1 protein-coding gene is annotated in these 12,237 nt (G+C 71.6%); it reads right to left on the bottom strand.

Annotated features, from left to right (window positions below; genetic code table 11):
• Nucleotides 1-27: 27 nt before the first annotated feature.
• The gene (locus ACZ592_RS12710; RefSeq protein WP_471581540.1) at nucleotides 28-12,237 is read right to left on the bottom strand and encodes an SDR family NAD(P)-dependent oxidoreductase; all 12,210 of its coding nucleotides are present in this window, start codon (nucleotides 12,235-12,237) and stop codon (nucleotides 28-30) included.

Consider the following 12,237-nt stretch of genomic DNA (forward strand, 5'->3'; position numbering starts at 1 on the left):
TACCCGGCATCTCTTCTCCACTCCTGATCAAGAAGGCAGTTCTCGGTCGATCAGCTCGAAGAGCTCGTCGTCGGACGCGGACGAGAGGTCTCCGTTCCCGGCGGCGTCACCGTCGGCGTCCCCGCTGCCGCCCGCCGTGTCGTCCAGGCGCCACAGCAGGCTCTGCAGGCGTGCCACGAGACGCCCGCGGGTGTCCTCGTCGTGTGCGTGCCCCGCGATCACCGTCTCCAGCTTGTCCAGCTCGCCGAAGAGCGGCGCCGACGGGTCGGCGCCCGCCGGGCACAGCTGCGTGCGCAGTTCTTCGGCGATGGCGGACGGGGTGGGGTGCCGGAAGATGAATGTGGCGGGCAGGCGCAGGCCGGTGGACGCGGAGAGCCGGTTGCGCAGTTCGACCGCGGTGAGCGAGTCGAAGCCGAGGTCCTGGAAGGCCGCGTCGGCGCGCACGGCGTCGGTCCCGGTGTGCCCGAGAACCGCTGCCGCGTGCGTGCGCACCAGGTCGAGCAGGGTGCGGTGCTGTTCGTCCACGGTCAGCGCGGACAGTTTTCCGGCCCAGTCGATGTTCTGCCGGGCCACGCCGCCCGCCGTCGGCCGTGCGGAGCCCTGGCCTCCCGCGAAGGCCCGCAGGAGGGACGGCAGGGCCACTGCGGGTTTGCCCGCCAGGATGCGCGGGTTCAGGTCCGTGGCGACGAGGTGGGGGTGGCCATGGCGGTGCGCGGCGTCGAACAGGGCCAAGCCGTGCGCGTTGGTCATCGCCTTGACGCCGATGCGGCTCATCCGGGCCACGTCGGTCTGACTCAGACCGCCGGACATGCCGCCGGTCGCGCCGCCCGCCTGGTCCCCCTTCGACGGGCCCTTCAGATCGCCCTTCAGGTCGCCCTTCGGATCGCCACTCGTGTCGCCCGAGGCCTGCCACAGGCCCCAGCCGACCGACAGCCCTGCCTCGCCACGGGCGCGGCGGTGCTGCATCAGGGCGTCGCAATAGGCGTTGGCGGACGCGTAGTTGGCCTGGCCGGGGCTGCCGAGGGTGGCGGCGGCCGAGGAGAACACGGCGAACAGGCCCAACCGCATCCCACTCGTCGCCTCGTGCAAGTGCTGCGCGGCAGCGGCCTTCGCCGCCCACACACGTGCCAGACCCTCCGGAGTCTGCGCGGTCACCACCGCGTCCTCCAGGACACCCGCCGCATGCACGATGCCGGTCAGCGGATGCGCGGGATCCGTCTTGCCGACCAGCTCCGCCACCGAGTCCGCGTCACCGACATCAGCCGCAGCGAGCGTCACCTCCGCACCCAACCCGCTCAGCCTGTCGGCGAGTTCACTGCCGCCCGGAGCTTCCGGTCCACTACGGCTGGCCAGCAGCAGATGCCGTACGCCCCACTCCCGCACCAAGTGCTCCGCCACGACCTGCCCGAGCACGCCGGTCCCACCGGTGACCAGCACCGTGCCCTCGGGGTCCAGCGGGGCCGGGACGTCCAGCACCAGCTTGCCGGTGTGTTTCGCCTGACTCATGAACCGGAACGCTTCCCGCGCCTTGTCCAGCGGCCAGGAACGTACCGGAAGAGGCGCCAGGGCACGGGAGGCGAACAGCTCGCCCAGCTCCCGCATCATGACCTCGATGCGGTCCGGTCCCGCGTCGCCGACCAGGTCGTAGACGGTGTACGTGACGCCCGGGTACTCGGCGGCCACCTCGTCGGAGGCACGCAGATCGGTCTTGCCCATCTCCAGGAACCGGCCGCCCTCGCCGAGCAGCCGCAGGGAGGCATCGATGAACTCACCGGTGAGGCTGTTCAGGACGACGTCCACACCACGGCCACCCGTGACCTCACGGATCGTGTCCTCGAAGGCGATGTCCCGGGACGAGGCACGGTGGGCCGCGTCGACGCCCATCCCCTCCAGGACGGCATGCTTGGCGGGACTCGCGGTGGCGAACACTTCCGCGCCCAGGTGCCGGGCGACCTGTATCGCGGCCATCCCCACACCACCCGTACCGGCATGGATCAGTACCCGCTCACCCGCTTTCAGACCCGCCAGCTCCACCAACCCGTACCAAGCCGTCAGATAGGCGACGGGCATGCCGGCAGCCTCACGCATGTCCCATCCCTGCGGGACGGGCGCGATCATCCGCGTGTCCGCGACGGCCGTCGGCCCGAAGGAGCCGTGGAGCACGCCCATGACCCGATCACCGACCGACAGGTGCGTCACGTCGGGGCCGACCTCCGTCACGACACCGGCACCCTCACCGCCGAGACCGACCTGACCCGGCACCATGCCGAGGCTGACCAGGACATCGCGGAAGTTGATGCCGGCCGCATGGACGCCCAGGCGTACCTGGCCGGTGCCCAGCGGCTCCAGAACCTCCGGGCAGGCAACGGGCGCCACGCTCTCCAGGGTCCCGGCGGCACCCTTGTCGAGCCGCCATGCGCGGTCGGTGGGCGCGGAGAGCAGCGCGCCGCCGGTCGCGCGGGCAAGTCGGGGCACCTGCAGCTTGTCTGCGCGCAGGGCGAGTTGGTGTTCGTCGAGGTCTTCGACGGCCCGACGCACGAGGGACTGATCCAGACCCTCGACAACAACGCCACAACCAGCGTCGGCATCCGTCCCGAGGTCGAGGAGGACGAAGCGGCCCGGGTTCTCGGACTGGGCACTGCGGACCAAGCCCCACACCGCCGCGACACCGGGATCCACATCACTGTCGGACTCGACCCCGACGGCCACGGCCCCCCGTGTCACCAACACCAGACGGGACTCGGCCAACTCCTCCACAGCCAGAAACTCCTGCACCAGCCCCAACACACGCTCCGCAACCGCCAGACCACCCCCACCCCCCACACCAGCACCAGCACCAGCACCAGCACCGACAGGAGCCAGCACCGCCCACGGCACCTCACCACCGGCCGACACCACATCAACCAGACCGACACCATCCGCCAACACGACCCAGCCGTCACCGCCCCCGCCCTCGGCCTCGGTCCCGGCCCCGGAATCCGCTTCGGTCGACGTCATCTGAAGTGGCGTCCAGTCCACCGTGAACAGGCCGTCCCGCGCCTGCGCGGACTGCAACTGCCCGATGTCGGCGGGTCGCAGGGACACCGAGCCCACGCTCAGAACGTTCGCCCCGGCACCGTCGGTGACCAGCACCCGCACTTCACGCTCGGTCTCGTCGTACTCGCCGGGCGACAGACGCACGCGTACGGTGCCGGCGCCCGCGGCCCACAAGGAGACCTCGTTCCAGGTGAACGGCAGCCAGATCTTGCCGTCGGCCTGCGGCTCCCCGGGCCAGTCGAGCAGCAGGGCCGGGTGGAGGGCGGCGTCGAGCAGGGCGGGGTGGATGCCGTAGCCGTCGGGAGTGCCCGCGGCCTCGGGCAGGTCAACCTCCGCCAGGAGATCCTGCCCGTCCCGCCACACCGCCCGCAGCCCCTGGAACGCCGGACCGTACGCATAGCCGGCCTCGGCCACCCGCTCATAGAAGCCGGCCAGGTCCACCGGCTCGGCTCCTGTCGCGGGCCAACCGCCCGTCAGGCCTCCACCCAGGTCAGCGGCTGTCGAGTCCGCTTCGGGAGCGAGAGTGCCGGTGGCGTGGCAGACCCAGGAGTCATCACCCTCAACGGCATCCACATCCGGACGGGTGTAGATCTGCACACCACGACGCCCGTCCTCACCCGCCTCACCCACCACCACCTGCACCCGCAGACCCGACACCCCAGGCACCACCACAGGCGCCCGCAACATCAACTCCTCCACCGACCCGCAACCAACCTCATCACCGGCCCGCAACGCCCACTCCACCAACACCGCACCCGGCACCAACACCGACCCGGCCACCACATGATCAACCAACCAGCCCACACCCGACCGCGACAGACGCCCCGTCAGCAGACACCCACCCCGATCCGCGAACTCCACCGCCGCACCCAACAACGCATGCCCCGCAGCCACCAAACCCAGCCCCGACGCATCCACCACACCACCAGCACGACCCGACAACCAAAAACGCTCCCGCTGGAACGCATACGTCGGCAGATCCACCACACCCGACCCAGAACCAGCCGAGAACAACACCGACCAGTCCACGACGGTCCCGGCGACGTGAAGGCGGGCCATCGCGTCCACGAACGCCTGCTCCTCGGGCCGTTCACCGGCCAGCGAGGACACCAGCACGGGCTCCGGACCCTGGGGGTCGCCGACGTCGTCGAGGGTGTGCTGGGCCGCGGTGATGAGTACAGGGCTCGGGCCGAGCTCCACGAATACCCCAGCACTGTGGGCCAGTTGGGCGATGGCGGGCTGGAAGAGAACGGTCTGACGCACATGCCGCGCCCAGTACTCCGGGGTCGTAATCTCCTCCCCCGCCTCCCCACCCGAAACATTGCTCATCAACGGAATCAAAGGCCGCCTGAACTCCACCCCACGCAAAGCCCCGACGAACTCATCAAGCATCGGCTCCATCAACACCGAATGAAAAGCATGACTCACAGACAGCGGCTTCGTCTTACGACCCCGCTCCTTCCACAGCGCAACAATGCCCTCCACCTCATCTGAAGGCCCCGATATCACCGTGGAATCAGGAGTATTGACAGCAGCAACACTCACCCCCGTCCCCTCCAGACAAGCGGCAAGCTCCCCCACCGTCGCCTGCACCGCACACATCGCCCCACCCTCAGGCAACCCACCCATCAACCGAGCCCGCGCACCCACCACCCGACACGCATCCCCCAACGACAAGACCCCAGCCACATGAGCAGCCGCAATCTCCCCCACCGAATGCCCCACCACCACATCCGGCCGAACACCCACCGACTCCCACAACCGCGCAAGACCCACCTGCAACGCAAACAACCCCGCCTGCGCCCACACCGTCCGATCCAACCGCCCCCGCGGACCCCCGAACACCACCTCCCGAACCGACCCACCCACCCCCGCCGAACCCGCCACCTCAGCGAACTCCGCATCCAACAGACCGCACACCTCATCAAACGCAGCAGCAAACACCGGGAACCGCCCATACAAGCCAGCCCCCATCCCCACCAACTGACTCCCCTGACCACTGAACAGCCAGACCACATCACCGCTTGAAGTCGCCGCACCCTCACGTGACTCCGTCAGCGCCGGATGGGCTTCCCCTGCGGCCAGTGCGGCGATACCCGCCAGCAGTTCGGACCGGTCCCGCCCCGAGACGACCGCGCGTCGCTCGAACAGCGATCGCGAGCGCAGCAGGGACCAGCCGACGTCCTCGTTCCGCACGGCCGGGTCGGCCACCACCGCTTCACCCAGGCGGCGCGCCTGCTCGCGCAGGGCCTCTGCAGTGCGGGCGGAGAGCACCCAGGGCACCCGGGACGCCCGCTCGCCGGAGCTGTCGCCCGGCGTACCGGCGGCCACAGGCATCCGTACCCGGTCGTTCGCGGGCTCGGGGGCGTGCTCAACGATCAGGTGCGCGTTCGTGCCCGAAGCGCCGAACGACGAGATGCCCGCCCGGCGAGGCCCTGCCCCCTCCGGCCACGGCACCGACTCCACCGCCAGCCGCACCGCGCCCGCATCCCAGTCCACGTGCGGAGTCGGCTCATCCACATGAAGACTCGCAGGTACGACACCGTGCCGCATCGCCATCACCATCTTGATGACACCCGCGACACCCGCAGCAGCCTGCGTATGACCGATATTCGACTTCACCGAACCCAGCCACAACGGACGGCCCGGTGAACGGTCTTGCCCATACGTGGCCAGCAGCGCCTGCGCCTCGATCGGATCACCCAGCGTCGTCCCCGTACCGTGCCCCTCCACCACATCCACATCACCGGCCGACAACCCGCCACCGGCCAACGCCTGGCGGATCACCCGCTCCTGCGACGGACCGTTCGGCGCCGTCAGACCATTGCTCGCACCGTCCTGGTTCACCGCCGAGCCCCGCACGACGCCCAAAACATGGTGGCCGTTGCGGCGCGCGTCCGAGAGGCGTTCCAGGAGCAGGACGCCGACGCCCTCGCCCCAGCCCGTGCCGTCGGCCGCGGCGGCGAACGGCTTGCACCGGCCGTCCGGGGCCAGGCCGCGCTGGCGCGAGAAGCCGGTGAAGACCTCGGGCGTGGCCATGACGGTGACACCGCCCGCGAGGGCCAGGTCGCACTCGCCCTGGCGCAGCGCCTGCGCAGCCAAGTGGATGGACACCAGCGAAGAGGAACAGGCCGTGTCGACCGTGACCGCGGGACCTTCCAGGCCCAGGGTGTAGGAGACCCGGCCGGAGACGACGCTGCCGGAACCGGCCAGCATGGAGTAGCCCTCCAACTGGGCATCCTGGGCCAGGCCGGCCGCGTAGTCGTGGTACATGACGCCGACGTAGGTGCCGGTGAGGGTGCCCTTGAGCGTCGTCGGATCGATGCCCGCCCGCTCGAACACCTCCCACGACGCCTCCAGCAACAACCGCTGCTGCGGATCCATCGCCAACGCCTCACGCGGATTGATCCCGAAGAACGCCGCGTCGAAATCACCCGCGTCCGGCAGGAAGGCCCCTTCGTCGGCGTAGGTGGTGCCGGGGTTGTCCGGGTCGGGGTGGAAGAGGCGCTCCAGGTCCCAGCCTCGGTCGGTGGGGAACGCACCCATCGCGTCCACGCCCGAGTCGACCAGGTTCCACAGTCCTTCCGGGGAGGTCACTCCGCCGGGGTACTTGCAGGCCATGGAGACGATGGCGACCGGGTCGTCCGTCGTGGCCGTCGGGCGTCCGACGGGAGCGACGGGTGTCGCGGCCGTGCCGCCCAGGCGGGTGGAGAGGTAGGCCGCGAGGGCTTGGGGGGTGGGGTGGTCGAAGGCCATCGTGGCGGGCAGGCGGAGGCCGCTGGCGGTCGAGAGGCGGTTGCGGAGCTGTACGGCCGTGAGGGAATCGAAGCCCAGCTCCTTGAAGTTGGCCTCGGTGCGCACGTCGGCCGCCGACCGGTGGCCGAGCACCGCCGCCACGCACTCGCGCACGACGTCGGCGACGACGGCCCGGCGTCCTGCCTCGTCCAGGCCCGCGAGGCGCCGCTCCAGCGCACCCTTGTCCACGGCGGAGTCGGCGGCCGCCCTGCGGCGGGTCCGGCCCGTCAGGTTCCGCAGGATCGCGGGGACGTCGTCCCCGCCCGCGCCGTGCACGTCGATGCCGGCCGCGACCACCAGCGGGGTGTGCGTGGCGAGGTCCCGCGCCGCGTCGAGGAGTGCGAGGCCCTGCTCGTCGAGGAGCGGCTTCACACCGCCGGCGCGCAGCCGCGCCAGGTCGGCGTCGTCCAAGTGCCGGGTCATGGCGCTGCCGCGCGCCCACAGGCCCCAGGCGATGGACAGGCCGGGCAGTCCGACGGTACGGCGGCGGGCGACCAGCGCGTCCACGAAGGCGTTGGCGGCCGCGTATCCGGCCTGGCCCGCGTTGCCGAGGACTCCTGCGGCGGAGGAGAACATGACGAACAGGCCGAGCGGCAGGTCCGAGGTGGCTGCGTCCAGGTTGGCGGCGACGGAGGCCTTGGCCGCCCACACCCTGGCCAGTTGGTCGGCCGTCTGCGCGGTGACCACGGCGTCGTCCAGGACACCGGCCGCGTGGATCACACCGGTCAACGGGTGCGCCGGGTCGACCGAGGCCACCAGATCGGTGGTGGCCGGCGCGTCCGTCAGGTCGGCGGCGTCGATCCGTACCGAGGCGCCGAGCCCGGTCAGCCGTTCGGCGAGGTCACGGGCGTCCGGTGCGGCGGGGCCCTGCCTGCTGACCAGCAGGAGGTGTCGTACGCCCCACTCGCGCACCAGGTGTTCTGCGACGAGGCCGCCCATCATGCCGGTGCCGCCCGCGACGAGGACGGTCCCGTCGGGGTCGAGCGCCGTACCGGCGACAGCCGTCTCGGAGTCGGAGGCCAGGACGCGTGGGGCGGTGGCGCGTGCGAGGCGCGGCACCAACGGCTCGCCACCGCGTACCGCGACCTGCGGCTCACCGCTCGCGAGGGCCCGCACGACGTCCGCCCACCCCGTGGTCCGGTCGGCGTCCAACAGGACGAAGCGGTCCGGGTGTTCGGCCTGCGCGGCGCGTACGAGTCCCCACAGGGCGGCGCCCGCGAGGTCGGGGGGCACGGGAGTCGGGTCGTCGTGCGCCGGGACCCCGTCACGCGTCGGTACCGCCACCGCGTGCCGGGTGACCAGTACGAGCCGCGACTCAGCGAGGCGCGGCTCGGTGAGCCAGTCCCGCAGCAGCCGCAAGCCGCGCTCGGCCGCTGTCCGCCCGAGTGCGTCCACCGTTCCGTGAGCCGTGTCCGAATGGACCGAAGTCACCGAAGTGACCGAAGTGCCTTCAGTGGCCGCAACGTCCACAAGGACGGTCGCAGGGGCCTGTGCGCCCTCGTCCAGCGCGGCCGACAACGCCGCGAGATCCGGATGCCGGGGCATGCCGGACCCGGCCCAGTCAGGCAGCACGTCCTGTGCGTCCGGAGCGAGCAGCACCCAGCCGTCGTCGCCGTCCTCGACGGCCACCGGCGGCAGAGAGGTCCAGTCGACGGTGAACAAACCGTTGGTGGTGCCGCCCGCCCTGGCAGCCGAGCGCAGCAGTTCGGGGTCGGCGGGCCGCAGCGCCAGCGAGTCCACGCTCAGCACCGGCGCTCCGGCGGCGTCGGCGACCGTCACGCGCAGCCCTGCGCCCTCTTCCGCCCCCTCCTCGCCGTACGGGGTCAGGCGCACCCGCACGGTGGCGGCGCCGGTGGCCCACAGGGACACCCCGTTCCAGGCGAAGGGCAGGCGGAGACCGGCCTCGTCGCCGGACGCGTTCCGGTCGAGCAGGAGCGCCGGGTGGAGTGCGGAGTCGAGCAGTACGGGGTGGATGCCGAAACCGTCCCCGGCGCCCGCCTCGTCGGGCAGCTCCACCTCGGCCAGCAGGTCCCGGCCGGTCCGCCACACCGCGCGCAGGCCCCGGAACGAAGGGCCGTACTCGTACCCCGCCGACGCCGCCCGCTCGTAGAGATCCCCGATCTCCACCGGCTCGGCGCCCGCCGGGGGCCACTGTCCGCCCATCCCGTCCGGCGCGTCGGCGGGCTCGGGGCTCAGCACGCCGGTCGCATGACACGTCCAGCCCTCCCCGAGGTCCGCGTGCGTGTCCTCGTCCAAGCCGCCGCGGTCGGCTCCGTCGCCATCGTCGACACGGTCGACGCCGTCGATACGGGAGAAGACGCGCACCGCACGCCGACCGCCCCGCTCGTCGGCCGTGCCCACGACCACCTGGACCTGAAGACCTCCGGACTCGGGCAGCACCAGGGGCGCCTGGAGGGTCAGCTCCTCGAGTGCCGCGCACCCCGCCTCGTCGGCCGCCCGCAGCGCCCACTCGACCAGAGCGGCTCCCGGCACGAGCGTCGTGCCCGCCACCGCGTGGTCGGCGAGCCAGCCGGCACCACCCGACGCGAGCCGTCCGGTGAGCACGAGGGAGCCGTCGGCAAGGCCGAGCGCGGCGGGCAGCAGCGTGTGCTCCAGCCGCCGGAGCCCGGCGGACCGTACGTCGCCGACTCCGTCGACCGGCAGCCAGTAGCTCCGGCGCTGGAAGGCGTAGGTGGGCAGGTCGACGGTACGAGGGGTGGGGTCGGCCGGGAACCAGCGGCGCCAGTCGATGGTGGCGCCCGCGGTGAAGGCGTGGGCGGCGGCGCGGGTGAGTTGGGTGGCGTCACCGTGGTCGCGGCGGAGAGTGGGGACCACCGAGGCGGAGACGTCCGCCCGCTCGATGGTCTCCTCCATGCCAAGACCGAGCACCGGGTGGGGGCTGGCCTCGATGAACAGGCGGTAGCCGTCATTGAGGAGGGCGTTGATGGTGTCGGCGAAGCGGACGGGCTGGCGCAGGTTGGTGACCCAGTAGTCCGTGTCCAGGGCGGTGGTCGTGGCCAGCCGCTGGGCGGTGACCGTGGAATAGAACGCCACGTCGGTGGCGACCGGCCGAATGTCCGCCAGGCGGTCGGTCAACAGCTCGTGGAGGCCGTCGATCTGAGGTCCGTGGGAGGCGTACCCCACATCGATGACCCGAGCCCTGAGCCCGCGCGCCTCGGCGTCGGCGACGACGGCGGCGACATGCTCGGGCGGGCCCGAAATAACCGTAGAGGCCGGCCCGTTGACGGCGGCCACGCACACGCCCGGCCGCTCACCGATCAGCTCGACGGCCTCTTCGGCATTCGTGCTGAGGGACGCCATGTCGCCGTGCCCCATCAACTGCCGCAGCGCGTCACTGCGTACCGCCACGATCCGCGCCGCATCCTCCAGCGACAGAGCCCCCGCCACACACGCGGCAGCCATCTCACCCTGCGAATGCCCCACCACAGCAGCAGGCGTGATCCCATAGTCCGCCCACACAGCCGCCAGCGACACCATCACCGCCCACAACACCGGCTGCACGACCTCGACCCGGGACAGCTCGGAGCCGTCCCCACGCAACACCGCTGTGAGTGACCAGTCCACATGAGCGGACAACGCCTGCTCACACTCGGCAATCCGCCCCGCGAACACCGACGACTCGTCCAACAACCGGGCACCCATGCCCACCCACTGCGAACCCTGACCCGGAAACACCAACACCGGCCCCGGACCCACATCACCGACAACCCCCGACACCACGTCAGCGGACGCCTCGCCCGACGCCAACGCCTCGAGCCCCGCCGTCAGCACGTCCCGATCGCCACCGACGACCACCGCCCGGTGTTCGAGGGCCGACCGCGCCGTGGCCAGCGACCACCCGATGTCGGCCGTCGACGGAGCGGGCTCCGCGGACGCGAACTCGCCCAGCCGTCGGGCCTGTTCGCGCAGCGCGTCCGCGCTCCTGCCGGAGACCAACCACGGCAGCACCGCGCCCGTCTCCGAGGCCGGCGACGCGGGAGCGGTGGTCGCCTCGGGGGCTTGCTCCTCGGGCGCCTCCTCAAGGATGACGTGCGCGTTCGTGCCCGAGATACCGAAGGAGGAGACGCCCGCCCGGCGCGGACGTTCGCTTCGCCGCCACGGGACAGGTTCGGTCAGGAGACGTACTCCGCCGCCGTCCCACTGGACGTGCGGGGTCGGTTCGTCGACGTTGAGGGTCGCGGGCAGCAGGTCGTTCTGCAGGGCCATGACCATCTTGATGACGCCGGCCACGCCCGCGGCGGCCTGCGTGTGACCGATGTTCGACTTGACCGAGCCGAGCCACAACGGCCGGTCGCCCTCGCGCTCCTTGCCGTACGTGGCGATGAGCGCCTCGGCCTCGATGGGGTCGCCGAGCCGGGTGCCGGTGCCGTGCGCCTCCACCGCGTCGATCTCCGACGTGGAGAGATGAGCGCTGGAGAGGGCCTGGCGGATGACGCGGCGCTGCGAGGGGCCGTTGGGCGCGGTGAAGCCGTTGCTCGCGCCGTCCTGGTTGATGGCCGAGCCGCGCAGTACGGCGAGGACCGGGTGGCCGTTGCGGCGGGCGTCGGAGAGGCGTTCCAGGAGGATCAGGCCCGCTCCCTCGCCCCAGCCCGTGCCGTCGGCCGCGGCGGCGAAGGGCTTGCAGCGGCCGTTGGGCGCGAGACCGCGCTGGCGGGAGAAGCCGGTGAACACCTCGGGGGTGGACATGACGGTGACGCCGCCCGCCAGGGCGAGGTCGCACTCGCCCTGGCGCAGGGCGTTGGACGCCAGGTGCATCGCCACGAGCGAGGAGGAGCAGGCTGTCTCGACGGTGACCGCGGGGCCTTCCATGCCGAGCGTGAAGGAGAGGCGGCCCGACAGGACGCTGGGTGCGGTGCCCGCGTAGCCCTCGGTCGCCTTTCCGCCGGGGTCTCCCTGGGTCTGGTTGCCGGTGGTCGCGGCGCCTACGTAGACGCCGGTGGCGCTGCCCTTGAGCGTGGTGGGGTCGATGCCCGCCCGCTCGATGGCCTCCCAGGACGTTTCGAGGAGCAGCCGCAGCTGGGGGCTGCTGGCCAGCGCCTCCCGGGGGCTGAAGCCGAAGAAGTCGGAGTCGAACCGGTCGGCAGCTCCGAGGAATCCGCCCTCGCGGACGTAGCAGGTGCCCGGGTGGTCGGGATCCGGGTGGTAGATGCCCTCGAGGTCCCAGCCGCGGTCGGTGGGGAAGGGTGCGATGGCGTCGTCGCTCGCGGCGACCAGGTCCCACAGCCCCTCGGGCGTCTCGACGCCCCCGGGGAAGCGGCAGGCCATGCCGACGACCGCCACCGGCTCCTGGCGGCGGTCCTCCACCTCGCGCAGGCGCTGCCGGGTGTCATGCAGCTCGGCGGCGACCCGCTTGAGGTAGTCGACCAGTTGCTCTTCACTCGCCAT

The organism is Streptomyces sp. NPDC040622 (assembly GCF_055593965.1).